General features: G+C 58.1%; 25 protein-coding genes. 18 read left to right on the top strand and 7 right to left on the bottom strand.

The genetic code is table 11. From position 1 onward, the window contains the following. Positions 1-137: 137 nt before the first annotated feature. The 3 genes from gltJ to WFN61_RS01425 are packed head-to-tail and all read left to right on the top strand — an operon-like array spanning position 138 to position 2,280. Positions 138-878 carry a glutamate/aspartate ABC transporter permease GltJ gene (gltJ, locus tag WFN61_RS01435; RefSeq protein ID WP_042392053.1) on the top strand — a complete coding sequence of 247 codons (741 nt, stop codon included), beginning with the start codon at positions 138-140 and terminating at the stop codon, positions 876-878. Positions 879-880: 2 nt separating this feature from the next. Next, entirely contained in the window at positions 881-1,555 is a 675-nt protein-coding gene (gene gltK, locus WFN61_RS01430; RefSeq protein ID WP_144813657.1) for a glutamate/aspartate ABC transporter permease GltK, read from the top strand. Continuing rightward, positions 1,555-2,280, top strand: coding sequence for an amino acid ABC transporter ATP-binding protein (locus tag WFN61_RS01425; protein WP_144813660.1), 726 nt, complete (start codon positions 1,555-1,557; stop codon positions 2,278-2,280). The genes gltK and WFN61_RS01425 overlap by 1 nt, the downstream gene beginning before the upstream one ends. 159 nt (positions 2,281-2,439) lie before the next feature. Here WFN61_RS01425 and WFN61_RS01420 read toward each other — a convergent pair whose 3' ends face one another. Beyond that, positions 2,440-2,922, bottom strand: coding sequence for a zinc ribbon-containing protein (locus tag WFN61_RS01420; RefSeq protein ID WP_144813663.1), 483 nt, complete (start codon positions 2,920-2,922; stop codon positions 2,440-2,442). A 236-nt stretch (positions 2,923-3,158) separates the two neighbouring features. Here WFN61_RS01420 and leuS point away from each other — a divergent pair, with 236 nt between their 5' ends. The 14 genes from leuS to lipA all read left to right on the top strand — a co-directional run bounded on the left by leuS (position 3,159) and on the right by lipA (position 18,171). Continuing rightward, positions 3,159-5,741, top strand: coding sequence for a leucine--tRNA ligase (leuS, locus tag WFN61_RS01415; RefSeq protein WP_144813666.1), 2,583 nt, complete (start codon positions 3,159-3,161; stop codon positions 5,739-5,741). Between the two features lie 14 nt (positions 5,742-5,755). Next, positions 5,756-6,337, top strand: coding sequence for an LPS assembly lipoprotein LptE (gene lptE, locus WFN61_RS01410; RefSeq protein WP_144813668.1), 582 nt, complete (start codon positions 5,756-5,758; stop codon positions 6,335-6,337). After that, positions 6,337-7,368, top strand: coding sequence for a DNA polymerase III subunit delta (gene holA, locus WFN61_RS01405; RefSeq protein WP_144813671.1), 1,032 nt, complete (start codon positions 6,337-6,339; stop codon positions 7,366-7,368). Before lptE ends, holA begins: the two co-directional genes overlap by 1 nt. Continuing rightward, entirely contained in the window at positions 7,361-8,011 is a 651-nt protein-coding gene (gene nadD, locus WFN61_RS01400) for a nicotinate-nucleotide adenylyltransferase (protein ID WP_312235244.1), read from the top strand. The genes holA and nadD overlap by 8 nt, the downstream gene beginning before the upstream one ends. Positions 8,012-8,263: 252 nt before the next feature. After that, on the top strand, positions 8,264-8,581 hold the full coding sequence (gene rsfS, locus WFN61_RS01395; protein WP_144813677.1) for a ribosome silencing factor: 318 nt from the start codon (positions 8,264-8,266) through the stop codon (positions 8,579-8,581). Between the two features lie 3 nt (positions 8,582-8,584). Continuing rightward, a complete protein-coding gene (gene rlmH / locus WFN61_RS01390) occupies positions 8,585-9,052 on the top strand; it encodes a 23S rRNA (pseudouridine(1915)-N(3))-methyltransferase RlmH (protein WP_042392035.1) in 468 nt (155 codons plus the stop codon). A gap of 29 nt (positions 9,053-9,081) precedes the next feature. Continuing rightward, on the top strand, positions 9,082-10,983 hold the full coding sequence (gene mrdA, locus WFN61_RS01385) for a peptidoglycan DD-transpeptidase MrdA (RefSeq protein ID WP_042392033.1): 1,902 nt from the start codon (positions 9,082-9,084) through the stop codon (positions 10,981-10,983). A 2-nt stretch (positions 10,984-10,985) separates the two neighbouring features. Next, entirely contained in the window at positions 10,986-12,098 is a 1,113-nt protein-coding gene (gene mrdB, locus WFN61_RS01380; protein ID WP_144813679.1) for a peptidoglycan glycosyltransferase MrdB, read from the top strand. Between the two features lie 10 nt (positions 12,099-12,108). Next, a complete protein-coding gene (gene rlpA, locus WFN61_RS01375; RefSeq protein ID WP_144813683.1) occupies positions 12,109-13,281 on the top strand; it encodes an endolytic peptidoglycan transglycosylase RlpA in 1,173 nt (390 codons plus the stop codon). 142 nt (positions 13,282-13,423) lie between these two features. Next, entirely contained in the window at positions 13,424-14,635 is a 1,212-nt protein-coding gene (gene dacA, locus WFN61_RS01370) for a D-alanyl-D-alanine carboxypeptidase DacA (RefSeq protein ID WP_144813686.1), read from the top strand. A gap of 101 nt (positions 14,636-14,736) precedes the next feature. Further along, entirely contained in the window at positions 14,737-15,000 is a 264-nt protein-coding gene (gene ybeD, locus WFN61_RS01365) for a DUF493 family protein YbeD (RefSeq protein ID WP_013367141.1), read from the top strand. A gap of 103 nt (positions 15,001-15,103) precedes the next feature. Beyond that, entirely contained in the window at positions 15,104-15,742 is a 639-nt protein-coding gene (gene lipB, locus WFN61_RS01360) for a lipoyl(octanoyl) transferase LipB (protein ID WP_144813690.1), read from the top strand. A 299-nt stretch (positions 15,743-16,041) separates the two neighbouring features. Further along, complete coding sequence (locus tag WFN61_RS01355) at positions 16,042-17,004, top strand: YbeF family transcriptional regulator (protein ID WP_144813692.1); 963 nt, start codon at positions 16,042-16,044, stop codon at positions 17,002-17,004. 201 nt (positions 17,005-17,205) lie between these two features. Next, the gene (gene lipA / locus WFN61_RS01350; RefSeq protein ID WP_144813695.1) at positions 17,206-18,171 is read left to right on the top strand and encodes a lipoyl synthase; all 966 of its coding nucleotides are present in this window, start codon (positions 17,206-17,208) and stop codon (positions 18,169-18,171) included. Positions 18,172-18,254: 83 nt separating this feature from the next. Here lipA and tatE read toward each other — a convergent pair whose 3' ends face one another. Continuing rightward, positions 18,255-18,458 carry a twin-arginine translocase subunit TatE gene (tatE, locus tag WFN61_RS01345; protein WP_042392018.1) on the bottom strand — a complete coding sequence of 68 codons (204 nt, stop codon included), beginning with the start codon at positions 18,456-18,458 and terminating at the stop codon, positions 18,255-18,257. 127 nt (positions 18,459-18,585) lie between these two features. Further along, complete coding sequence (locus WFN61_RS01340) at positions 18,586-19,374, bottom strand: deaminated glutathione amidase (protein ID WP_337037313.1); 789 nt, start codon at positions 19,372-19,374, stop codon at positions 18,586-18,588. Positions 19,375-19,440: 66 nt separating this feature from the next. On the opposite strand from WFN61_RS01340, the gene crcB reads away from it, so the two are divergent. After that, complete coding sequence (crcB, locus tag WFN61_RS01335; RefSeq protein ID WP_144813702.1) at positions 19,441-19,824, top strand: fluoride efflux transporter CrcB; 384 nt, start codon at positions 19,441-19,443, stop codon at positions 19,822-19,824. A gap of 121 nt (positions 19,825-19,945) precedes the next feature. Here the strand turns inward: crcB and cspE are convergent, their stop codons facing one another. The 4 genes from cspE to WFN61_RS01315 all read right to left on the bottom strand — a co-directional run bounded on the left by cspE (position 19,946) and on the right by WFN61_RS01315 (position 25,943). After that, the gene (gene cspE / locus WFN61_RS01330) at positions 19,946-20,155 is read right to left on the bottom strand and encodes a transcription antiterminator/RNA stability regulator CspE (RefSeq protein ID WP_004100146.1); all 210 of its coding nucleotides are present in this window, start codon (positions 20,153-20,155) and stop codon (positions 19,946-19,948) included. A 108-nt stretch (positions 20,156-20,263) separates the two neighbouring features. After that, the gene (locus WFN61_RS01325) at positions 20,264-23,425 is read right to left on the bottom strand and encodes an efflux RND transporter permease subunit (protein ID WP_337037310.1); all 3,162 of its coding nucleotides are present in this window, start codon (positions 23,423-23,425) and stop codon (positions 20,264-20,266) included. Then, on the bottom strand, positions 23,422-24,693 hold the full coding sequence (locus tag WFN61_RS01320; RefSeq protein WP_337037307.1) for an efflux RND transporter periplasmic adaptor subunit: 1,272 nt from the start codon (positions 24,691-24,693) through the stop codon (positions 23,422-23,424). Before WFN61_RS01320 ends, WFN61_RS01325 begins: the two co-directional genes overlap by 4 nt. Continuing rightward, positions 24,690-25,943, bottom strand: coding sequence for a TolC family protein (locus WFN61_RS01315; protein WP_257756866.1), 1,254 nt, complete (start codon positions 25,941-25,943; stop codon positions 24,690-24,692). The genes WFN61_RS01320 and WFN61_RS01315 overlap by 4 nt, the downstream gene beginning before the upstream one ends. Positions 25,944-25,978 lie beyond the last annotated feature (35 nt).

The raw sequence follows: 25,978 nt of genomic DNA, 5'->3' as shown, positions 1-25,978 counted from the left end.
ACGGGAAGCACGGACAGACTAGACGCTGGAGGGTCGTTCCCCCATCCGGCGCGACGCTTACGCATAAAAAGGTGCGTAAAGCTTCTCACCAATCTTCGAGGGTAGCGCTGCTACCCTTTTTTTTCTGAGGTACATGTATGTCAATAGACTGGAACTGGGGTATTTTTCTGCAACAGGCCCCGTTCGGCAACACCACCTATTTAGGCTGGCTGTGGAGCGGTTTTCAGGTCACGGTCGCGCTGTCGATTACCGCCTGGATCATCGCCTTTCTTGTCGGCTCGCTGTTCGGTATTCTTCGCACCGTGCCCAACCGTTTCCTCTCCGGGCTCGGTACCCTTTACGTTGAGCTGTTTCGTAACGTTCCGCTGATCGTGCAGTTCTTCACCTGGTACCTGGTGGTGCCTGAGCTGCTGCCGGAAGATCTCGGTATGTGGTTTAAGTCAGAGCTCGACCCGAATATTCAGTTCTTCCTCTCGTCGATGATCTGTCTGGGACTGTTCACCGCCGCGCGCGTCTGTGAGCAGGTGCGGGCCGCTATTCAGTCGCTGCCGCGCGGGCAAAAGAACGCCGGGCTGGCAATGGGGCTGACGCTGCCGCAAACCTACCGCTACGTGCTGCTGCCCAACGCCTACCGCGTGATTGTGCCGCCGATGACCTCCGAGATGATGAACTTGGTGAAAAACTCCGCCATCGCCTCGACCATTGGGCTGGTGGATATGGCCGCGCAGGCGGGCAAGCTGCTGGACTACTCTGCCCACGCCTGGGAATCCTTTACCGCGATCACCCTCGCCTACGTGCTGATTAACGCCTTCATTATGCTGGTAATGAATCTGGTGGAACGTAAAGTTCGCCTGCCGGGCAATATGGGGAGCAAATAACCATGTACGAATTTGACTGGAGTTCTATTATCCCGGCGATGCCCTACCTGCTGGACGGGCTGGTCATCACGCTGAAAATTACCATTACCGCAGTGCTGGTCGGCATTGTCTGGGGCACCATTCTGGCGGTGCTGCGCCTGTCGAGCTTTAAGCCGCTCGCCTGGTTTGCCACCGCCTACGTCAACGTGTTCCGCTCTATTCCGCTGGTAATGGTGCTGCTGTGGTTCTATCTGATTGTGCCGGGACTGCTGCAAAACGTGCTCGGACTGTCGCCGACCACCGATATCCGCCTGATCTCGGCGATGGTCGCCTTCTCGATGTTTGAGGCTGCCTACTACTCGGAGATCATCCGCGCCGGTATTCAAAGTATCTCTCGCGGGCAGTCCAGCGCGGCGCTGGCACTCGGGATGACCCACTGGCAGTCGATGAAGCTTATCATCCTGCCGCAGGCCTTCCGCGCCATGGTGCCGCTGCTGCTCACCCAGGGGATCGTCCTGTTCCAGGATACCTCGCTGGTGTACGTGCTCAGCCTGGCAGACTTCTTCCGTACCGCATCCACCATTGGTGAGCGTGATGGTACTCAGGTAGAGATGATCCTCTTTGCCGGCGTCGTCTATTTTGCAATTAGTCTCAGTGCTTCACTGTTGGTCAGCTATCTGAAGAAAAGGACAGTTTAATGATTTCCCTGAAAAACGTTTCAAAATGGTATGGTCACTTTCAGGTGCTAACCGACTGCTCCACGGAAGTGAAAAAAGGTGAAGTGGTGGTGGTTTGCGGGCCGTCCGGCTCCGGTAAGTCAACGCTGATTAAAACCGTCAACGGTCTGGAGCCGGTACAGCAGGGGGAGATCCTGGTAAACGGCACCAGGGTCACCGATAAGAAAACCAATCTTGCCGAGCTGCGCTCTCACGTCGGGATGGTGTTTCAGCACTTTGAGCTGTTCCCGCACCTGTCGATTATCGAAAACCTGACTCTCGCCCAGGTAAAGGTTCTGAAGCGCAACAAGGCGGCGGCACGTGAGAAAGGCCTCAAGCTGCTGGAGCGCGTCGGTCTTTCCGCCCACGCCGATAAGTTCCCGGCCCAGCTGTCAGGCGGCCAGCAGCAGCGCGTGGCCATTGCCCGTGCCCTGTGCATGGATCCGGTAGCGATGCTGTTTGACGAACCCACCTCTGCCCTCGATCCCGAGATGATCAACGAGGTGCTGGACGTCATGGTGGAGCTGGCGCAGGAGGGGATGACCATGATGGTGGTGACCCATGAGATGGGCTTTGCGCGCAAGGTTGCGACCCGGGTGATCTTTATGGACGAGGGGAAAATCGTCGAGGACTCCGCTAAGGAGGATTTCTTCGCTAATCCTAAATCCGAGCGGGCAAAAGATTTCCTCGCTAAGATCCTGCACTAAACCAGAGAGGGGTACTGCACCTTCAAACCGCACTAGACACTGTAGGCCGGGCAAACGCAGTGCCGCCCGGCATTACTGCATCGGCACAGAGATGCCCGGTGGCGCTACGCTTACCGGGCCTACACCTGGCACCGTGCCCACCGAGCATTACCGCAATACTCAGGGTTCAAACGGCCGACGCTGGAACTGGTCGTGGCCACACTTCGGACAGAGCGGCAGCGCATCCGGGGTGTAGACCGCCAGGTGATAGTGGCACTTCTCACACACTAAATTTCCTAATCCCACCACCTCGCCGCTGTGATAGACCCCGTGATGGTTCAGATCCTGAAACACCTCGCGCCACTCCAGCTGGGTTTTATCGGTGATGTCCGCCAGCTCCTGCCACAGGCTCTCTTTAATCACCCGCATAAAGACGCTGTCAGTGACCTCCCCCTGGCTTTCACTATAGCTGCGGGCAAACTCTTCGAGATCGCGACGCAGGGCACGCGTCAGCTCCTCGACCTCGGTTGGCGTTAACTCGCCCGTCTGGGTGACGCGCAGCCGCGCCTGCTCTACCAGCGCATCGATATCCCGATCGCCACTGCGCAAACGCTCGGTCAGCGTCGCAACCTGTTCACGATAATACTGAGCAACCTTGTTCATCCTTTCGCCTCCGGGCTGGGTAACGTCTTCTAATAATAGACCTTATTTTTCCGCCGCTTTGCTACCTTTGCCACAGCCTGTGTAAATTCGTGCAAGGATGCCCGTCAGCCCTTTTCATCACCGTCAGCGCGAAAGGCTGTTTTGAAACTGGCGTTTGGGCTATGCTATGCGGATCTTGAACAACACATCTTAATGCTACGCTTGTAGCTGTATCGAAAACAGGACCACTGGCTGCCATGCAAGAGCAATACCGCCCGGAAGAGATAGAATCCAAAGTCCAGCTTCACTGGGAAGAGAAGCGCACATTTGAAGTCACTGAAGATGAGAGCAAAGAGAAGTATTACTGCCTCTCTATGCTTCCCTATCCTTCTGGCCGGCTACACATGGGCCACGTGCGTAACTACACCATTGGCGACGTGATCTCCCGCTATCAGCGCATGCTGGGCAAAAACGTTCTGCAGCCCATCGGCTGGGATGCGTTCGGCCTGCCGGCGGAAGGTGCAGCCGTGAAGAACAACACCGCGCCCGCGCCGTGGACCTACGACAATATCAACTACATGAAAAACCAGCTCAAGATGCTGGGCTTTGGCTACGACTGGAGCCGCGAGCTGGCGACCTGCACCCCGGAATACTATCGCTGGGAGCAGAAGTTCTTCACTGAGCTGTATAAAAAAGGCCTGGTCTATAAGAAGACCTCAGCGGTGAACTGGTGCCCGAATGACCAGACCGTGCTGGCTAACGAGCAGGTCATCGACGGCTGCTGCTGGCGCTGCGACACCAAGGTTGAGCGTAAAGAGATCCCGCAGTGGTTTATCAAAATCACCGCCTACGCTGACGAGCTGCTGAACGACCTGGACCATATGGACCAGTGGCCGGACACCGTTAAAACCATGCAGCGCAACTGGATCGGCCGCTCTGAAGGCGTTGAGATCACCTTTGACGTCGAGAACAGCGACGACAAGCTGACGGTCTACACCACCCGTCCAGACACCTTTATGGGCGTTACCTACCTGGCGGTTGCCGCGGGCCACCCGCTGAGCACCCAGGCGGCGGCCTATAACCCGGCGCTGGGTGACTTCATTGCCGAATGCCGCAATACTAAGGTTGCCGAAGCGGACATGGCGACCATGGAGAAAAAAGGCGTCGACACCGGCGTGCGCGCTATTCACCCGCTGACCGGCGAAGCGATCCCGGTCTGGGCAGCGAACTTCGTACTGATGGAGTACGGCACCGGCGCAGTGATGGCCGTTCCGGGCCACGATCAGCGCGACTACGAGTTTGCCACTAAATATGGTTTAGAGATCAAGCCGGTTATCCTCGCGGCCGACGGCACCGAGCCGGATCTCAGCGCTCAGGCGCTGACTGAAAAAGGCGTGCTGTTTAACTCCGGTGAGTTTGACGGTCTGGGCTTCGAAGCCGCGTTTAACGCCATTGCCGACAAGCTGGCGGCTAACGGCGTCGGCGAGCGTAAGGTTAACTTCCGTCTGCGCGACTGGGGCGTATCCCGTCAACGTTACTGGGGCGCACCCATTCCCATGGTGACCCTGGAAGACGGCACCGTGCTGCCGACCCCGGAAGATCAGCTCCCGGTTATTCTGCCGGAAGACGTGGTGATGGACGGCATTACCAGCCCGATCAAAGCCGATCCGGAGTGGGCGAAAACCACTGTCAACGGCCAGCCTGCGCTGCGTGAAACCGACACCTTCGACACCTTTATGGAGTCCTCCTGGTACTATGCGCGCTACACCTGCCCGCAGTACAACGAGGGGATGCTGGATCCTAACGCCGCCAACTACTGGCTGCCGGTAGATATCTACATCGGCGGGATCGAACACGCCATCATGCACCTGCTCTACTTCCGCTTCTTCCACAAGCTGATGCGCGATGCAGGCATGGTGAACTCTGATGAGCCAGCGAAGCAGCTGCTCTGTCAGGGCATGGTGCTGGCAGATGCCTTCTACTACGTAGGCGTAAACGGCGAGCGTAACTGGGTCTCCCCGAAAGAGGCCATCGTTGAACGCGACGAGAAAGGCCGCATCGTGAAGGCGCAGGACGCGGCGGGTCATGAGCTGGTGTATACCGGCATGAGCAAGATGTCCAAGTCGAAAAACAACGGCATCGACCCGCAGGAGATGGTAGAGCGCTACGGCGCGGATACCGTGCGTCTGTTTATGATGTTCGCCTCCCCGGCGGATATGACCCTTGAGTGGCAGGAATCTGGCGTAGAGGGGGCAAACCGCTTCCTGAAACGCGTCTGGAAACTGGTCTACGAGCACACTTCGCAGGGCGATGCTCCGGCGCTGGACGTTGCCGCGCTGAGTGAAGACCAGCAGGCGCTGCGTCGTGACGTGCATAAAACCATTGCTAAAGTGACCGACGATATCGGTCGCCGTCAGACCTTCAACACCGCCATTGCGGCGATCATGGAGCTGATGAACAAGCTAGCGAAAGCGCCGCTGGAAGGCGAGCAGGATCGTGCCCTGATGCAGGAGGCGCTGCTGGCTGTGGTGCGTATGCTGAACCCGTTCACCCCGCACGCCAGCTTCACCCTCTGGCACGAGCTGAAAGGCGAAGGCGATATCGACACCGCGCCGTGGCCGGTGGCGGATGAGCAGGCAATGGTCGAGAACACCACCCTGGTGGTCGTACAGGTGAACGGTAAAGTACGCGGTAAAATCACCGTGCCGGTCGACGCCAGCGAAGAGCAGGTGCGCGAGCGTGCAGGTCAGGAGCCGCTGGTAGCAAAATATCTTGATGGCGTTACCGTACGTAAAGTGATTTACGTGCCAGGTAAACTGCTTAATCTGGTCGTTGGCTAAGCGCGGGAGGAAGCGTGCGATTTCTAACAACACTCTTGTTGTCATTGGCGGTGCTGGCCACCGCTGGATGTGGTTGGCACCTGCGCAACAACTCAGCCATTCCTGATGAGATGAAAACGATGATTTTCGACTCAGGGGATCCTAACGGCCCGCTCAGCCGCGCGATACGCGCGCAGCTGCGCCTGAACGGTGTGACGCTGGTAGAGAAGAGCTCTGTACGTCAGGATATTCCCTCCTTCCGTCTGCTGGGCTCGTCTGTAGGTCAGGACACCGCGTCCATCTTCCGCGACGGCCGTACGGCTGAGTACCAGATGGTAATGAGCGTCCAGGCCTCGGTGCTGATCCCTGGTCAGGGGATCTATCCGCTGCATACCAAAGTTTATCGTTCATTCTTCGATAACCCGCAGACCGCGCTGGCGAAAGATGCCGAGCAGGAGATGATTATTTCGGAGATGTACGATAAAGCCGCCCAGCAGCTGATCCGTCAGTTGCCAAGCGTGCAAACGGCGGAGAAGCAGGAGAAGATTGCGGAAGCCAAAGCAGAAGCCAAAGCGACCGACACCTCCTCCCGCGTCTCAACCACGCTGGGTAACTGATGTTAAAGCTGTACCCTGAACAGCTCCGCGCGCAGCTCAATGAAGGGCTGCGCGCGGCGTATCTGCTGCTTGGCAACGATCCGCTGCTGCTGCAGGAGAGCCAGGATGCGGTGCGTCAGGCCGCCGCCGCCCAGAGCTTTGATGAGCACCACACCGTTACGCTGGATGCCAGCACCGACTGGACCGCACTCTTCTCCCTCTGCCAGGCCATGAGCCTGTTCGCCAGCCGCCAGACGCTGTTACTCCAGCTGCCGGACAACGGGCCCAATGCGGCCATCAATGAACAGCTGGCTACCCTGACAGGGCTGCTGCATGACGATCTGCTGCTGATCGTGCGGGGCAATAAGCTCACTAAGGCGCAGGAGAATGCCGCCTGGTTTACCGCTTTAGCTAACCGTGCCGTACTGGTCACCTGCCAGACGCCGGAGCAGGCGCAGCTGCCGCGCTGGGTTGCCAACCGCGCAAAACAGAACCATCTTCAGCTTGATGACGCTGCGAACCAGCTGCTCTGCTACTGCTATGAGGGTAACCTGTTGGCGCTGGCCCAGGCACTGGATCGTCTCTCCCTGCTCTGGCCCGACGGCAAGCTCACCCTGCCCCGCGTTGAGCAGGCCGTGAACGATGCCGCGCACTTTACCCCGTTCCACTGGGTGGACGCCCTGCTGGCAGGCAAGAGCAAGCGCGCCCTGCATATTTTGCAGCAGCTGAAGCTTGAGGCCAGCGAGCCGGTGATCCTCCTGCGTACCTTGCAGCGTGAGCTACTGCAGCTGGTGACCTTAAAGCGCCAGATGGCGCAGACCCCGCTGCGTACTCTCTTTGATAAACACCGGGTGTGGCAGAACCGCCGCGCCGTCACCACCGAGGCGCTAAACCGCCTGAGCCATGCCCAGCTTCGCCAGGCTGTGCATCTCCTGAGCCGCACCGAGCTCACCGTAAAGCAGGACTACGGCCAGTCGGTTTGGGCCGAGCTGGAAGGGCTCTCTCTGCTACTCTGTCATAAGACACTGGCGGACGTTTTTATCGATGGATGATATGAACTCGCTACAGGCGCTGTTTGGCGGGACCTTCGATCCCGTCCACTACGGCCACCTTCTACCTGTGGAGGCGCTGGCAGAGGCCATTAACCTCGCACGGGTTATCATTATGCCCAATAACGTGCCGCCCCACCGCCCGCAGCCGGAGGCCACCAGCCAGCAGCGTAAAACCATGCTGGCGCTGGCTATAGGCGACCGTCCGCTGTTTACCCTCGACGAGCGGGAGCTGCAGCGCGACACGCCGTCTTACACGGCGGAAACGCTGGAGATATGGCGTCAGGAGAGCGGCCCATCCCGCCCGCTGGCGTTTATTATCGGCCAGGATTCGCTGCTCAGCTTCCCCACCTGGTACCGCTACGACACGATTCTTAACTACTGTCATCTGATTGTCTGCCGCCGTCCCGGCTATGCGCTGGCGATGCGCGATGCAGCGCACCAGCGCTGGCTAGAGCAGCATCTCACCCCCGATGCCCGCGAGCTGCATACCCTGCCCGCCGGAAAGATTTTTCTCGCGCAGACTCCGTGGTTTGACATCTCTGCCACGCAAATCCGTCAGCGGCTGCGGCAGAGCCAGCCCTGTGACGATCTGCTCCCGCCCGCCGTGCTCGACTACATTGTGCAGCAGGGACTGTATCGCTAAGCCTGTGATTAACGCATTAGAAGATTGACACGATCTTCAAGACTGCTATTCTCCGCTGCCAGACTTTTCCCTCCGCAGCTGTTCCATAGAAATTGTTTTACAAAAATGGCGATGCAATCTTGTGCGGAGGGTGGGATGATAGCCCACTTTCAGACACATATGGGCAACTCTTGTCCCGAAAAGGCCGGGCTTCAGGTATACTGGCTGACTATCTATTGAATATCGTTATTTGCATCCACCCAGGGGGAACACTTGCAGGGTAAAGCACTCCAGGATTTTGTTATCGACAAAATTGATGACCTTAAAGGTCAGGACATCGTCACCTTAGACGTTAAAGGTAAATCAAGCATCACTGACTGCATGATCATCTGCACCGGTACCTCAACGCGTCACGTTGTCTCTATTGCTAACCATGTGGTTCAGGAATCCCGCGCTGCCGGCCTGATCCCGTTTGGCGTAGAAGGCGAAAACGTTGCTGACTGGGTCGTGGTCGATCTGGGCGATGTGATTGTCCACGTTATGCAGGAAGAGAGCCGCCGTCTCTACGAGCTGGAAAAACTCTGGGGCTAATGCGTGAAGCTGCAACTGGTCGCCGTCGGCACGAAAATGCCCGACTGGGTACAAACCGGCTTTACTGAATATCTGCGTCGATTCCCGAAAGATATGCCGTTTGAGCTGGTAGAGATCCCTGCCGGCAAGCGCGGCAAAAATGCCGACATCAAACGTATCCTTGATAAAGAGGGTGAGCTTATGCTCGCTGCGGCCGGCAAAAACCGCATCGTCACCCTCGATATTCCAGGCAAGCCCTGGGATACGCCGCAGCTGGCCATCGAGCTGGAGCGCTGGAAGCAGGACGGACGCGACGTCAGCCTGCTGATCGGCGGTCCGGAAGGGTTATCCCCCGCCTGCAAAGCGGCAGCAGAACAAAGTTGGTCACTCTCTGCGTTAACGCTCCCCCACCCGCTGGTCCGGGTTTTGGTGGCTGAAAGCCTCTACCGCGCATGGAGCATTACGACCAACCATCCCTATCACCGTGAGTAACGAAGAGCCTTAGGTAGATTAAGCAGCGGATGAAATTACAGAACTCTTTTCGCGACTATACGGCTGAGTCCGCGCTGTTTGTGCGCAGGGCGATTGTCGCCTTTACAGGGATCCTGCTGCTCAGCGGCGTGCTCGTCGCCAACCTCTATAATTTGCAGATCGTCCGTCACACCGACTACCAGACGCGCTCCAACGAAAACCGTATCAAGCTGGTGCCGATTGCCCCGAGCCGCGGCATTATCTATGACCGCAACGGTACGCCGCTGGCGCTCAACCGGACCATCTACCAGGTTGAGATGATGCCTGAGAAGGTGGATAACGTGCAGCAGACGCTGGATGCGCTGCGTGACGTGGTCGATCTCAACGATGATGACATCGCCAATTTCAAAAAAGAGCGCGCCCGCTCGCACCGTTTTACCTCTATTCCGGTGAAGTCTAACCTGACGGAAGTCCAGGTGGCGCGCTTTGCCGTTAACCAGTACCGCTTCCCCGGCGTAGAAGTCAAAGGCTACAAGCGTCGCTTCTACCCCTATGGCTCTGCCCTGACCCACGTTATCGGCTACGTATCGAAAATCAACGATAAAGACGTTGAACGCCTCGATAAAGAGGGGATCCTCGCCAACTATGCGGCCACGCACGATATCGGCAAGCTTGGCATTGAGCGCTACTACGAGAACGTCCTTCACGGCCAGACCGGCTACGAAGAGGTTGAGGTTAACAACCGTGGCCGCGTGATCCGCCAGCTGAAAGAGGTGCCGCCCCAGGCCGGGCATGACATCTACCTGACGCTGGATCTCAAGCTGCAAACCTATATTGAAACCCTGCTTGAGGGGAGCCGGGCGGCGGTGGTGGTAACCGATCCGCGCACTGGCGGTATTCTGGCGCTGGTCTCCATGCCAAGCTATAACCCAAACCTGTTTGTTGACGGTATCTCCAGCAAGGATTACAACGGCCTGCTGCACGATCCCAACACCCCGCTGATTAACCGTGCTACTCAGGGCGTCTATCCCCCGGCATCAACCGTTAAGCCTTATGTCGCGGTGTCGGCGCTGAGCGCGGGGGTGATCAACCGCAATACCAGCCTGTTTGACCCCGGCTGGTGGCAGCTTCCCGGCTCTGAAAAGCGCTATCGCGACTGGAAAAAGTGGGGCCACGGCCACCTGAACGTGACCAAATCGCTGGAAGAGTCCGCCGACACCTTCTTCTACCAGGTCGCCTACGACATGGGTATCGATCGCCTCGGGGAGTGGATGAGTAAATTTGGCTACGGCCACTATACCGGCATCGATCTCTCCGAGGAGCGCTCCGGGAACATGCCAACCCGCGAGTGGAAGCTAAAACGCTTTAAGAAGCCATGGTACCAGGGCGACACCATCCCGGTGGGCATCGGCCAGGGCTACTGGACGGCAACGCCGATCCAGATGAGCAAGGCTATGATGATCCTGATTAACGATGGCATCGTCAAAGTACCGCATCTGTTGATGAGCACGGCGCAGAACGGCCAGCAGGTGCCCTGGAAGCAGCCCGAGCAACCGCCGGTGGGCGATATCCACTCCGGTTACTGGGAGATTGCCAAAGACGGTATGTACGGCGTGGCCAACCGGGCCAACGGCACGGCGCACAAATATTTTGCTAACGCGCCTTATAAAGTGGCGGCGAAATCCGGTACGGCACAGGTGTTTGGCCTGAAGGCCAACGAAACCTATAACGCGCATAAAATTGCCGAACGCCTGCGCGACCATAAGTTGATGACAGCGTTTGCTCCCTATGACCATCCCCAGGTAGCGGTGGCGATCATTCTGGAAAACGGCGGTGCAGGCCCAGCGGTCGGGACCATCATGCGCCAGATCCTCGACCACATTATGCTGGGCGATAACAACACCGACCTGCCCGCCGAGAATCCAGCGGCAACGGCGGCTGAGGACCAATAACCATGACGGATAATCCGAACAAAAAATCGTTCTGGGATAAAATCCACATCGATCCAGCGCTGCTGCTGATCATCCTTGCGCTGCTGTTCTACAGCGCCATCGTGATCTGGAGCGCCAGCGGCCAGGATGTCGGCATGACCGAGCGCAAAATCGGCCAGATTGCCATGGGCCTGGTGGTAATGGTGGTAATGGCGCAGATCCCGCCCCGGGTTTATGAGGGGTGGGCCCCCTATCTCTACATCTTTTGCGTGATCCTGCTGGTGGCGGTTGATGCCTTTGGTGCCATCTCGAAAGGGGCGCAGCGCTGGCTCGATTTAGGCATCGTGCGCTTCCAGCCCTCGGAGATTGCGAAAATCGCCGTTCCGCTGATGGTGGCGCGCTTTATCAACCGCGACGTCTGCCCGCCCTCGCTGAAAAACACCGGTATTGCGCTGGTGCTGATCTTCATGCCTACCCTGCTGGTTGCCGCACAGCCAGACCTCGGGACCTCGATCCTGATCGCGCTCTCGGGCCTGTTTGTGCTCTTCCTTTCGGGCCTGAGCTGGCGGCTGATTGGCATTGCTGCCCTGCTGCTGGCAGCGTTTATCCCGATCCTCTGGTTCTTCCTGATGCACGACTACCAGCGCCAGCGCGTCATGATGCTGCTCGATCCAGAAACCGATCCGCTGGGCGCAGGCTATCATATTATTCAGTCTAAAATTGCTATTGGCTCCGGCGGCCTGCGCGGCAAAGGCTGGCTGCACGGCACCCAGTCGCAGCTTGAATTTCTGCCCGAGCGCCATACCGACTTTATCTTCGCCGTACTGGGCGAAGAGCTGGGCCTGGTAGGGATCCTGATCCTGCTCACGCTCTACCTGCTGCTGATTATGCGCGGCCTGTGGATCGCCGCCCATGCGCAGACCACCTTTGGCCGCGTAATGGCCGGGGGCTTAATGCTGATTTTATTCGTTTATGTGTTTGTTAATATTGGTATGGTGAGCGGTATTTTACCGGTGGTAGGGGTCCCCTTACCGTTGGTAAGCTACGGGGGCTCAGCCCTGATTGTGCTTATGGCCGGGTTTGGTATCGTGATGTCGATCCATACCCACAGAAAAATGTTGTCGAAAAGCGTATAAGAGGTTCGCAATGCGGAAGCTTTGCCTTGCAGTTTGCGTAGCAGCAGGATTACTGACAGCGTGTTCAAGTAACGACGAGAGCCAGCAGCCCACTGCCGCTGCGCCGCAGCCTGCGGTCTGTAACGGCCCGACCGTGGAGATCGGCGGGGCCGAACCACGCTACGAGCCGCTGAACCCCTCGGCGAATCAGGACTACGAGCGTGATGGAAAATCCTACAAGATTGTGCAGGATACCTCGCGCTTTACCCAGGCCGGTCTCGCCGCTATCTACGATGCCGAGCCAGGCAGTAACCTGACCGCCTCCGGCGAAGCTTTCGATCCGATGCAGCTGACGGCGGCCCATCCGACGCTGCCAATCCCCAGCTACGCGCGTATTACTAACCTGTCTAACGGCCGGATGGTGGTAGTGCGCATCAACGATCGCGGCCCCTACGGCAACGACCGGGTGATCTCTCTCTCCCGCGCCGCGGCCGACAGGCTGAACAACTCCAACAACACTAAAGTGCGGATCGATCCGATTATTGTCTCTCAGGACGGGTCGTTCTCAGGTCCGGGCACGGTGTGTACCACCATTGCCCAGCAGACTTATGCCCTGCCCGATCGTCCCGATCTGAGCGGCGGCATGGGCAGCGCCTCTTCCACGCCGCAGCCCGCCCAGCCTGCGGCAGAGGTTCGCCCGATTAGTAACGACACGCTGCAAAGCGATGGCGCGGCTGGCGCACCGGTTGGCGGCAGCGGCTTCCTCGGCGCACCGACCACGCTGGCGTCTGGCGTACTGGAGAGCAACGAACCCGCTGCGCCAGTACAGCCTCAGCCGACCGTCACTGCCCCGGCCCCCGCGGCTGCCCCCGTCGTTGCTGCCCCTGCAACAGCGGCACCGGTGACCGCCCCTGGCTCCGTTCAGGGTAGCGCGCCGACAGCGGCTGCCCCTGCCCCAGCAGCGCCTGCGGCCACCGCCGGTGGTTACGTTGTGCAGGTGGGTGCCGTAAGCGATAAAGCGCGCGCCGAACAGTATCAGCAGCGTCTGGTCCAGCAGTTCGACGTGCCGGGTCGCGTAACGCAGAATGGTGCAGTCTGGCGTATCCAGCTTGGCCCGTTCAGCAGCAAAGCCGATGCCAGCGCGCTCCAGCAGCGTTTGCAGAGCGAAGCGCAGCTGCAATCATTTATCACCAGCGCGCAGTAAGCGCTTCATCGGGCGTCTGGCTTTGTCAGTTTGTGTCAATTTCAGTCACAAAGTCATGCTGAAAGTCAGATGCCTGCCTGTATAGCTTTTGCTATAGTAAGGCACTTTTTTTAATTTCATCACGGATGTCGTTGTTCTGACCATGAAGACCACTTTTTCCGTTCGTTTCGTGAAGCGCCTGGCGCTCACCACCGCGCTGGCCGCCGCCACGCTCTCCGCTGCCCATGCTGATGATCTGAACATCAAGACCATGATCCCGGGCGTTCCGCAAATTGACGCAGAGTCGTATATCCTGATCGACTACAACTCTGGCAAAGTGCTGGCGGAACAGAACGCCGACGCGCGACGCGATCCGGCCAGCCTGACCAAAATGATGACCAGCTACGTCATCGGTCAGGCCATGAAAGCGGGTAAATTCAAAGAGACGGACCTGGTCACCATCGGCAACGATGCCTGGGCTACCGGCAACCCGGTCTTTAAAGGCTCATCGCTGATGTTCCTGAAGCCTGGCATGCAGGTGCCGGTTTCTCAGCTGATCCGTGGTATCAACCTGCAGTCCGGCAACGACGCCTGCGTGGCAATGGCTGACTATGTCGCCGGTAGCCAGGACGCCTTTGTTGGCCTGATGAACAGCTACGTGACCGCGCTGGGGCTGAAAAACTCCCACTTCCAGACGGTGCACGGTCTTGATGCTGATGGTCAGTTCAGCTCCGCGCGCGATATGGCGCTAATTGGCCAGGCGCTGATCCGCGATGTACCGAACGAGTACACCATCTACAAAGAGAAAGAGTTCACCTTCAACGGTATTCGCCAGACCAACCGCAACGGCCTGCTGTGGGATAACAGCCTGAACGTTGACGGAATCAAAACCGGTCATACCGACAAGGCGGGCTACAACCTGGTGGCATCGGCAACCGAAGGCCAGATGCGCCTGATCTCCGCCGTAATGGGTGGCCGCACCTTCAAAGGCCGTGAAGCTGAAAGTAAAAAGCTGCTGACCTGGGGCTTCCGTTTCTTTGAAACCGTTAACCCGATCAAAGCAGGCAAAGAGTTTGCCTCTGAGCCAGCGTGGTTTGGCGATAGCGATCGTGCCTCGCTGGGCGTCGATAAAGACGTCTATCTGACTATTCCGCGCGGTCGGATGAAGGATCTGAAGGCCAGCTACGTGCTGAGCAACAGCGAGCTGCACGCGCCGCTGGCAAAAAATCAGGTTGTGGGCACCATCAACTTCCAGCTTGATGGCAAAACCATTGAGCAGCGTCCGCTGGTGGTTCTGCAGGAGATCCCAGAGGGGAATTTCTTCGGCAAAATCATCGACTATATCAAGCTGATGTTCCACCACTGGTTTGGTTAAAAAATACACACTTGAAAGTGTGATTTCCATCCCCATATACTATGCATCTTAAACACTCCCGCCCCTGGCGGGAGTTGTTCTTTTTTAACGCCGGAGCTGACATGAAAACCAAACTTAACGAACTGCTTGAATTCCCGACCTCCTTTACCTACAAAGTGATGGGTCTGGCGAAACCTGAGCTGGTTGATCAGGTGGTGGAAGTGGTACAGCGCCATGCGCCAGGTGATTACTCTCCGCAGGTAAAACCGAGCAGCAAAGGCAACTACCACTCGGTCTCTATCACCATCACCGCTACGCATATTGAGCAGGTCGAAACGCTGTACGAAGAGCTCGGCAATATCGAAATCGTTCGTATGGTGCTGTAACCGTCCCGCGCCAATCTGCTGACGTGTTGCCCGGCGCTGGCCGGGGAACACCCTCCCTGTGATATACTCCCCCTACCTTTTGTTCTCCTCCGGAGATGCTGTTTTGCTTCAGGATACGATCCTTATCCGCCATCTGGGCTTGCAACCTTACGCGCCTGTTTCCGAGGCGATGCACACCTTTACCGATAACCGTGATGCCAATACCCCCGATGAGGTGTGGCTGGTCGAACACGAGCCAGTGTTCACCCAGGGGCAGGCCGGTAAAGCGGAGCATCTGCTGATGCCCGGTGATATTCCCGTTATTCAGAGCGATCGCGGTGGTCAGGTGACCTATCACGGTCCTGGCCAGCAGGTCATGTATGTGCTGCTGGATCTTAAACGCCGCAAGCTGGGCGTGCGTGAGCTGGTGACCATGCTTGAGCAGACCGTGGTAAACACGCTGGCCGAGCTGGATATTGATGCCCATCCGCGTGCGGATGCACCTGGGGTGTACGTTGGTGAGAAGAAGATCTGCTCGCTGGGCCTGCGGATCCGCAAAGGCTGTTCGTTTCATGGTCTGGCGCTCAATATCGCCATGGATCTTACGCCGTTCCGGCGGATTAACCCCTGCGGCTATGCGGGCATGGAGATGGCTCAGGTCAGCGAATGGATTAACGCAGCAACGCCGGCTACGCTTGCCCCGCGACTTATTGCAAACTTACTCACGCTGCTAAATAATCCCGCACATCAATATATTAGCTGAAAATATATCCTATATCCGCCGATAACTTTTTTATCGGCGGTCTAAAAATCTCATTGACCCTCCCAATAAAAACACCGATCCTGTCGTTCATGCCCCTGTTACTAAAGGGTAATTTAGGTGACACCGGACATGCTACCTCGCCAGGTGACCCTTTGGCAGGCGATAAAACGGCCGGCCTTATTATTAACTTGTTGAAATACAATGGAATGCGCGTATCCACGCGGTATGTGGGTACATTAATGACACAAGAATATAATTTCAACTATCATTCATAATGTGAATGGATATGGAGTTTGAGCGTGGATGATAACGATCTGTCGAATAAACGAATAGCCGAGCGGCGCGAAGAGGATAAACCCCAAATCTTCCGTACGCTGCGCAATATCGATCTCAATTTATTGACGATCTTTGAAGCCGTATATGTTCACAAAGGTATTGTCAACGCGGCGAAGGTGCTTAACCTGACGCCATCAGCGATTAGCCAGTCTATCCAGAAACTACGCGCCATCTTTCCCGATCCCCTGTTTATCCGTAAAGGTCAGGGAGTCACGCCTACGGCGTATGCTACGCATTTGCATGAATACGTCAGCCTTGGACTGGAGTCGATTCTTGGCGCACTGGATCTTACCGGCAGCTATGATAAACAGCGTACCATTACTATCGGCACGCCTCCCTCTCTAGGCACCCTGCTGATCCCGCCCATCTACAAGGCGATCAAGGCGGCGCATCCGCACCTGCTGATCCGTAATATTCCCATTCTGGACGCGGAGAATCAGCTCGGCCAGTTCCAGACGGATCTGATCATCGATACGCATGTTACGGGCACCCGGACGCTTAACCACCACGTTTTATATCACGACCGGCTGATACTGATCTGTCGGAAAGACCACCCCTGCCTGCAGCAGCCGCTGACGGAAGAGACGCTGAGCCAGTATGAACATACGCTGCTTATGCTGGAGGGGCAAAGCATGAGCACCATGCGACAGAAGGTGCGAGAGCTCTTTCCGGAGCAGCCAGTAAGCTTTAGCAGTTACAATATGTTTACAATCGCGGCACTCATTAGCCACAGCGACATGCTGGGCCTGATGCCGTCACGCCTGTTCAGCTTCTTTAACTCCTGTTGGCCTTTGACGGAAATCGATTTCCCACCGTTGCACACCGCCACGGTAGAGGTTTCCCTCTATTACAACAAGTTAAGCCTGCGCGATCCGGTGCTGGAGAACGTCATTAGCGTGATTCGAAATGCCTTTGAGAAGGAATAGCCGCCAGGGCTGATGCCCGACGATGGCTGGACATAGGGCACAAAACAACAACTATTTTACAATTTGCCGGGCCGGCAGGCTGCTTTATCGCCTCCAGAGATGATATACTGCCGCCCAGCTGATTCAAAAATAGTTGAGAAGTACAACATTCCCTTGAATTGAAACGCTCCCTTCGTTATTCGCAACTGGAACACGCACGCTATGAGTAAACCCATTGTGATGGAACGCGGTGTTAAATACCGCGATGCCGATAAAATGGCCCTTATCCCGGTTAAAAACGTGGTAACAGAGCGCGAAGCCCTGTTAAGAAAACCGGAGTGGATGAAGATCAAACTGCCGGCAGACTCCTCCCGCATCCAGGGTATTAAAGCGGCCATGCGTAAAAACGGCCTGCATTCTGTCTGTGAAGAGGCGTCCTGCCCGAACCTGGCGGAGTGTTTCAATCACGGTACGGCGACCTTCATGATCCTGGGTGCTATCTGTACCCGCCGCTGCCCGTTCTGTGACGTTGCCCACGGTCGCCCGGTCGCGCCTGATGCCAACGAGCCGGTGAAGCTGGCGCAAACTATTGCCGATATGGCGCTGCGCTATGTGGTGATCACCTCCGTTGACCGCGACGATCTGCGTGACGGTGGCGCTCAGCACTTTGCCGACTGCATCAGCGCTATTCGCGAGAAAAGCCCGAGCATCCGCATTGAGACCCTGGTTCCTGACTTCCGTGGCCGTATGGATCGGGCGCTGGATATCCTCTCCGCCACGCCACCAGACGTCTTTAACCACAACCTGGAGAACGTGCCGCGTATCTACCGCAAGGTACGTCCAGGCGCGGACTATAACTGGTCCCTGAAGCTGCTGGAGCGCTTTAAAGAGGCGCACCCGGATATCCCGACCAAATCCGGCCTGATGGTTGGCCTGGGTGAGACCAATGAAGAGATCGTTGATGTCATGCGCGACCTGCGCCGCCACGGTGTGACCATGCTGACCCTCGGCCAGTATCTGCAGCCAAGCCGTCACCACCTGCCGGTACAGCGTTATGTCAGCCCGGAAGAGTTTGATGAGATGAAAGCCGAAGCGCTGGCGATGGGCTTCACCCATGCGGCCTGCGGCCCGTTTGTTCGCTCCTCTTACCATGCTGATTTGCAGGCAAAAGGGATCGAAGTAAAATAGTTCAGCAATAACTGCTTACACTATCGCAATAAAAAACCGGCCTGTGCGCCGGTTTTTTTATCGCAAGCCATCCGGCATTGCCATTACTCTTTGTGAGAGAGCTTCTCTGCCGCGATGTCACCGTCGGCGCTCTTTTTCGCGCTGGTGTCATCGTCATTCATCGCTTTCTTAAAGCCTTTAATGGCTGCGCCAAGGTCACCGCCGAGGGTACGCAACTTCTTCGTCCCAAACAGCAAAACAACCAGTGCGGCCACTACCAGCAGCTTAGTAATACTAATCTCACCCATAAATACCTTCTTTACTGAAAACAGGCTGCGAAATGCGCCGTGGAAACCTGACCTATTAACGGACATTCGGCGCGCGCACACAATAGCAATCTGTAACAAGGTGAATCAAGTGTTGTTTAAAAAAACATCACAATAACTGTGGGGGGAGAAAGCGGCGATTGCGTAACACCGGCAATTTCTCCCGCGTCTCCTGCACGCGTGCGGCGCTCGCTTCGGCGAAAATCAGCTGCGCCTCCTGGGCCGCAGCCGCGACGGTGACGCCCAGAGGATCGACAATGCGGCTCTGGCCAATGTTTTTATTCCCGCACTCGCCAGCGGCCACCAGATAGCAGGTGGTGTCCAGCGCCCGCGCCGCCAGCAGCGTTGCCCAGTGATGCTCCTTCAGCGGCCCACGTACCCATGCCGCCGGCAGCACCAGCAGATCGGCACCCTGCAAAGCCAGACTTAGCGCCAGCTCAGGAAAGCGCAGATCGTAACAGGTCATCAGCCCAATCTTGATGCCCGCCACCTCAATCAGCAGGGGGATAACACTGCCCGCATCCACCCGGCTCGACTCAAGGATGCTGAAGGCGTCGTAGAGATGCAGCTTGGCGTAGCGGGCAATGATATGCCCTGCCCGCAGTACGACCAGGGTATTTACCGCCCTGCCCTCGGTAGAGGGCACATGAATAGTCAGCACCGTGGTCATCGCGTTCTTCCGGCTTTCTGCCCGCAGCTGCGTCAAAAAGCCCCCGTCCAGCGGCTGGGCCGATGCCACCGAGAGGCCCGGATCGCTGTCGCTGCGGGCTAGCAGCGCCTCGGGCAGCACCAGCAGCGCGGCCCCCTGCTTTGCCGCCTTCGCCATCAGCGCGACGCAGGTCCGGGCATTATTCTCCCACTCAGGCGTCACTACAAACTGTCCCGCTGCCACAATCATCTTTTCGCCCCTCTGTCCGTTGCGTTAAACTTAGCGACCTGACACATCAAATAGCAGGAATCGGCAGTGATACAACTGTTTTTTGCGGTTTTTATCGGCGGCGGTACCGGCAGCGTGCTGCGCTGGTTTCTCGGTATGAAGCTTAATCCCTTACATCATGCGATCCCTATCGGCACGCTGACGGCTAACCTGGCCGGGGCATTTATTATCGGGATGGGGTTGGCGTGGTTTAACCGAATGACGCATATCGATCCGCTATGGAAGCTGCTGGTCACTACCGGCTTTTGCGGCGGCCTGACCACCTTCTCAACCTTTTCCGCTGAGGTGGTGTTCCTGTTGCAGGATGGACGCGCAGGCTGGGCGTTGCTGAATGTCGCAGTGAACCTGCTGGGCTCGTTTGCCATGACGGCACTGGCCTTTTGGCTGGTCTCTGCCACGCACGCGCAGTAGCAAATGTTACAGGACCGTCATGGTAGGGCTGATAAGCGTAGCGCCATCAGGCGTTATGCTGGAGTTCAGACAAAAAAAACCCGCTTTTCAGCGGGTTTTAGAGTTCTGTCTTATCGCTAACTTAGATAGGCATTACGTTAGCAGCAGAAGGGCCTTTGGCACCGTTAGTGATTTCAAACTCTACGCGCTGACCTTCAGCCAGAGTTTTGAAACCATTGCTCTGGATTGCAGAGAAGTGTACGAACACGTCTTTGCTGCCATCTTCCGGAGTAATGAAACCGAATCCTTTGGACTCATTAAACCACTTAACGTTACCTTTAATCTTAGACATCAAAATTACCTTTACATGAAAAACGACACAAATGCTGTGTCGGGTATCAGTACAACAATTGTCATGACTTTTGTCCAGTCGATATTCGTTAAAAAGTGATAAATGTCGCTATCTTTTTTTATCCAGCTGCAATATTTGCTGTTTTTTCAACGCGGAAGTGCGATGGATTAGAAAGTAGAGCGCCGGGACGACAAACATCGACAGCAGGGGCGCAGTAAGCATGCCGCCTATCATCGGCGCGGCAATTCGCCGCATCACTTCCCCGCCAGTGCCGTCTCCCCACATGATTGGCAGCAGCCCCGCCATGATGGTAGCAACGGTCATCACCTTGGGCCGTACGCGCAGCACTGCCCCCTCGTGGATCGCCAGCATCAACAGCTGATGCTCAGCCTTTCCGGCATAGATACCATGCCGGGCCAGCGCCTGGTTAAGGTAGAGCACCATGATGACGCCAAACTCGGCGGCCACCCCCGCCAGGGCAATAAACCCTACTGCCCCCGCCACCGACAGGTTATATCCCAGCAGCCAGAGCAGCCAGACGCCGCCGAGCAAGGCAAAGGGCAGCGTGCCCATGATCAGCAGCGCATCGGTCACCCGCTTAAAAGTGAGATAGAGCAGAACAAAAATAATCGCCAGCGTCACCGGCAGAACCATTTTTAACGTCGCCGTCGCTCGCTCAAGGTACTCAAACTGCCCGGACCAGGAGAGCGTTACCCCCTGCGGCAGCGTGACCTGCTCCATCACCCGCTGCTGCATCTCAGCCACGGCGGACTTCAGATCGCGCCCGCGCAGATCGACATAGATCCAGTTCGACAGGCGTGCGTTTTCGCTCTTCAGCATCTGCGGCCCCTCGCTGACCACGATATCCGCCAGCTCGCCCAGCGCCACCTGGCTGCCGTTTTCGGTCACCACCGGCAGAGCACGCAGCTTGCTCACGTTGTCGCGCAGATCGCGCGGGTAGCGAATATTGATCGGATAGCGCTCGCGTCCGGCCAGCACCTCACCAACGTTTTCTCCGCCCACCAGCGTCGACACCAGCGACTGTAGCGCCTTTACCGAAACCCCATAGCGCGCTGCCTGCTGGCGGTTGATGTTGATATCAATATAGCGCCCGCCCGCCAACCGCTCCGCCAGCGCTGAGGTCACGCCGGGCACGGTTTTTACCACCTGCTCAATCTGCTGCGCCACCCTCTCGATATCGGCAATTGAATTACCGTTCACCTTAATTCCCACCGGGCTTTTGATCCCGGTTGCCAGCATATCCAGTCGGTTGCGGATCGGCGGCACCCAGACGTTGGCCACCCCCGGTACGCTGACGATGTTGTCCAGCTCCTCTACCAGCCTGGCCGGGGTCATCCCTGCCCGCCATTGATCGCGCGGCTTAAAGCGGATGGTGGTTTCGATCATGGTAAGCGGTGCGGGATCGGTAGCCGTTTCCGCCCGGCCCGCCTTGCCCATGACGCTCGCCACCTCCGGCACGCTTTTAATCAGCCGATCGGTCTGCTGAAGCAGCCTTGACGCCTCACGGACCGAGATCCCCGGCAGCGTAGAGGGCATATAGAGCAGATCGCCCTCGTCCATCGGCGGCATAAATTCGCTGCCGAGACGGCTGAGCGGCCAGAGCGTCGCCAGCAGCAGCAAGAGGGCCAGCGCCAGGGTGGTTTTCGGCCACGCCAGCACGTTGTCCAGCAGCGGCGCGTAGGCCCGGATCAGCCAGCGGTTGAGCGGGTTGGCCTGCTCGTCAGGGATACGTCCGCGAATAAACAGACCCATCAGCACGGGCACCAGGGTGATCCCCAGCCCCGCCGCCACCGCCATCGACCAGGTTTTGGTGAAGGCCAGCGGAGAGAACATCCGCCCCTCCTGCGCCTCAAGCGAGAAGACCGGAATAAACGACAGGGTGATGATCAGCAGACTACAGAAGAGTGCCGGGCCCACCTCCACCGCCGCCTGCTCGGCGATCCGCCAGTAGTCCGCCCCCGTGGGCTGACGTCCCGCATGCTGGTGCCGCCACTGCTCCAGCACCTTATGCATGTTCTCGATCATCACGATAGCAGCGTCAACCATCGCGCCGATAGCAATGGCGATGCCGCCCAGGGACATGATGTTGGCGTTGATCCCCTGGTAGTGCATGATGATAAATGCCCCGAGGATGCCCAGCGGCAGCGAGACGATGGCCACCAGCGCCGAGCGGAAATGGAACAGGAACAGGGTGCAGATCAGCGCGACGACAATAAACTCCTCTACCAGCTTATGGCTGAGGGTCTCTACGGCATGCTCTATCAGCCCCGAGCGATCGTAAACCGGAACAATCTCCACGCCTTCCGGCAAGTTGCGTTGGAGATCGCGCAGCTTATCTTTCACCGCATGCAGGGTCTCCAGCGCGTTTTTACCATAGCGCATGACGATAATGCCCCCGGCCACCTCGCCTTCGCCGTTATACTCCGCCACGCCCCGACGGATCTCCGGCCCGTTGCGGATGCTGGCAACGTCGCCCAGCAGCACGGGCACGCCGCTACGGCTGTCGATGACGATCTGGCGAAAATCAGCAAGGCTTTTAAGATAGCCAGTGGTGCGCACCATATACTCGGCCTCCCCCATCTCCAGCAGCGCGCCGCCGCTCTCCTGGTTCGCCCCCTGCACCGCATCAATTATTTGCTGGTGGGTAATATTCAGCGCCCGCATCCGTATCGGATCGGGGACGACCTGATACTGGCGTACCATGCCGCCGACGCTGGCGACCTCCGCCACGTTGGGGACAGTTTTCAGCTCAAACTTAAGCGTCCAGTCCTGCAACGCCCGCAGATCGGCAAGGCTATGCTTACCGCTGCGATCGACAAGGGCATATTCGTAGATCCAGCCGACGCCGGTGGCATCCGGCCCCAGCCCGACGTTAACACCGGCAGGCAGCTGCCCCTGGATCTGGCTTAAATACTCCAGCACCCGTGAGCGGGCCCAGTAGAGATCCGTCCCGTCCTCAAACAGGATGTAGACGTAGGCATCGCCGAACATGGAGTAGCCGCGCACCGTTTTCGCTCCCGGCACCGAGAGCATGGTCGTGGTCAGCGGATAGGTGATCTGATCCTCAATAATTTGCGGTGCTTTGCCAGGGTAGCTGGCCCGTACGATGACCTGCACGTCAGAGAGATCGGGCAGCGCATCCAGCGGCGCGCGCTGGAGGGACCACAGCCCCCAGCCCGCCATGACCAACGCCGCAAGCAGGATCAGCAGGCGGTTGCGCAGCGAGGCGCGAATGATGGCGGCGATCATGGCATCACCTCCCCGTCGTGCATAGCGTGGTCATGCTGATGCTCTGTCTCTGGGGCAGCAACCGGCGGCGCTTCCGCCGTGGCCTGCGGCAGGGCACTGCGCAGGCTGGCTTCGGAATCAATCAGGAACTGGCCGGAGTTCACCACGCTGTCGCCAGCCTTCACGCCGGAAAGGATCTGCGTCCAGCCGTCAGAGGTGAGGCCGGTCGTTACCTTAACCGCCCGGAAGTGGCCTTCGCCGGTCGCCAGCAGCAGTCGGGTCTGGGTACCGGTATCAATCACCGCCTCCTCTGGCACCGCCAGCACCGGCGGACGGGCAGCACCCTCCGCCAGCGCTACCGTTAGAAACATGCCAGGCTTCAGCTTTTGCTGCGGGTTGTCCAGCACGATGCGCGCCTTCAGGGTGCGGGTGGTGGTCTCCAGCTGCGGCAGTAGCTCGCTCACCCGGCCATGAAACATCTCGCCGGGCAGGCCGTCAGCAGTGGCGGTAATCTCGCTGCCCACGCTCAGGATCTGCATCTCTGCTGGTGCGTAATCCACCACCAGCCAGACGGGGTCAAGGCTCGCCAGCTCAAACAGAGGCTGCGTCGCTTCTACTCTCGCCCCCTCCCGCGCATCAAGCTTTACAACGTAGCCGTCACGCGTCGCGTGCAGGGTCAGCCGCGTCTGCGGTTTGCCGCTGCGCTCCAGCTCGCGCACAATTGCGTCGGGCATAAACTGCAGGGCCAGTCGCGCACGGGCAGCCTGAGTCAGGGTGGCATCCCCCAGCTGGCGCACGGCCAGGTACTCCTGCTGCGCTGCCGTCCACTCGGGGATCCACAGGCGAGCCAGCGGATCGCCCGCCTTTACCCACTGCTGGGGAGCGCGTACGTAAAGCGACTCCACGACTCCCGAGGCGGGCGCAGGCACAATCTGAATGCTGCGCTCGTCGGTGGTCACGGTGGCATATGCAGAAAATGCAGGCGTCAACGCACGCATCTGTGCCTGAGCGGTGGTCATGCCGAGGTTTTGCTGCTGGCGGCCGCTCACCGCCACGCCGGCCTCCTCTGGTGCGTCGTCGGCATAGCGGGGCATCAGATCCATATCCATAAAGGGCGATTTGCCCGGCTTGTCGAATCGCTGGTCGGGCACCATTGGATCGTACCAGTAGAGTACCTTACGGGCGGGAGGAGCCTCTGCTGCGGGAGCCTGTGGACGTTGACCAGCAAAATAGCCCGCCCCGGCGGCCAGCATTGTTATAAGAACAAACAGAATCACTCGCTTTTTCATTGTGCCAGCTCCTCAGGAATCAGCCAGTGGATCGCGGCCCACGTCCGCGCCATCTCTTTTTCCGCCTGGGTGGCGGCCAGTTCGCTATCCAGCACGCTGCGCCGGGCCTCCAGCAGCGCCGACAGGTCGGACTGTCCGGCACGGTACTGGGCTGCCAGCAGAGTCAGACGCTGCCTGAGCAGGGGGACCACGTCGTGCAGCTGACGCGACCAGCGGATCTGCGCCGCCCGGTAGTTGGCTATCAAGGTGCGGAGCTGGGCAATGTGCTGGCGTTGGGTCAGCGCTTGCCGATCGTTGGCCTGCATCGTGCGGGAGAGATCGGCGGCATGATCCTTGTCCTGCCGGTGCGCCTGGAACAGCGGCAGATCGACGGTAAACATTACGCCCGCGAGATCGTCATTGCCTTCCGAGCGGCGTCCGTAGTAGACCTCCACCTCAACGTCTGGGATCGCCGCAATGGCAGATTCAGCGGAGCGGGCCTTTGCGGTATTAGCCTCCCGCGTGGCGGCCAGCACCTCTGGATGCAGAGCGACTCCCTCCTCCAATGCCTGCTCCTCTGCGGGAAGCCGCTGGTAGGCAGGCATTTTTCCGGCAGCGGTGGTGATGGTGCGTCCGGTAAGCTCGAACAGGCGGGTTTGTGCGATCTGCACGTCGCGTTCGGCAAGGGTGATGTTATCGCGCATGGCGCTTTCGGTGATGCGCAGCGCCAGCACGCTCTCTGGCGCGGCGCTGCCTGCACCCACGCTGGCTTTTTGCACGCTCTGCTGGCGTGCGGTTTCGGCCAGCAGCTGCCGGGCCGCCGTAAGGGCGCGAGATGAAATAGCCAGATCCAGCCACGCCTGGGCGGTATCCCGTTGCAGTGCGGCACGAATGGCCTGGGCCTGCGCATTAACGCTTTGCGACTCCGCCAGCAGGGTTTGCGCTTTCCGCTCGCGCTTATCCGCGCTGACGTACTGCTGCATCACGCCGATGCGCTGCATGGTCATTCCTTCCCGAGTAAAGCGGCGATCGTTGCTGCCCTGCACCGGCAGGTTTTCGAGACCAAATTTCAGCCGGGGATCGGGCAGCTCGCGGGCAGATTCCGCCATGGCGTTAAGCGCCTGCGCCTCGTTACGGCTAGCAGAGAGCTCAGCGGAGTAGCGCTGGGCGGCGGCGAGGGTTTGCGTGAGGGTATACGACTCCGCCTGTGCGGCGGAGACAAACAGCATAAACAGCACGCCAGAGAGCGTACTGGATGTAAAAGAGAACATAGTAGAACCTCAGTTAATCGTAAATTGGGTAAATT

Source organism: Pseudescherichia sp. AS216 (genome assembly GCF_037152055.1).
In the GTDB taxonomy this organism is placed as follows: domain Bacteria; phylum Pseudomonadota; class Gammaproteobacteria; order Enterobacterales; family Enterobacteriaceae; genus Pseudescherichia.
This window is presented reverse-complemented; position numbering and strand designations above follow the sequence as displayed.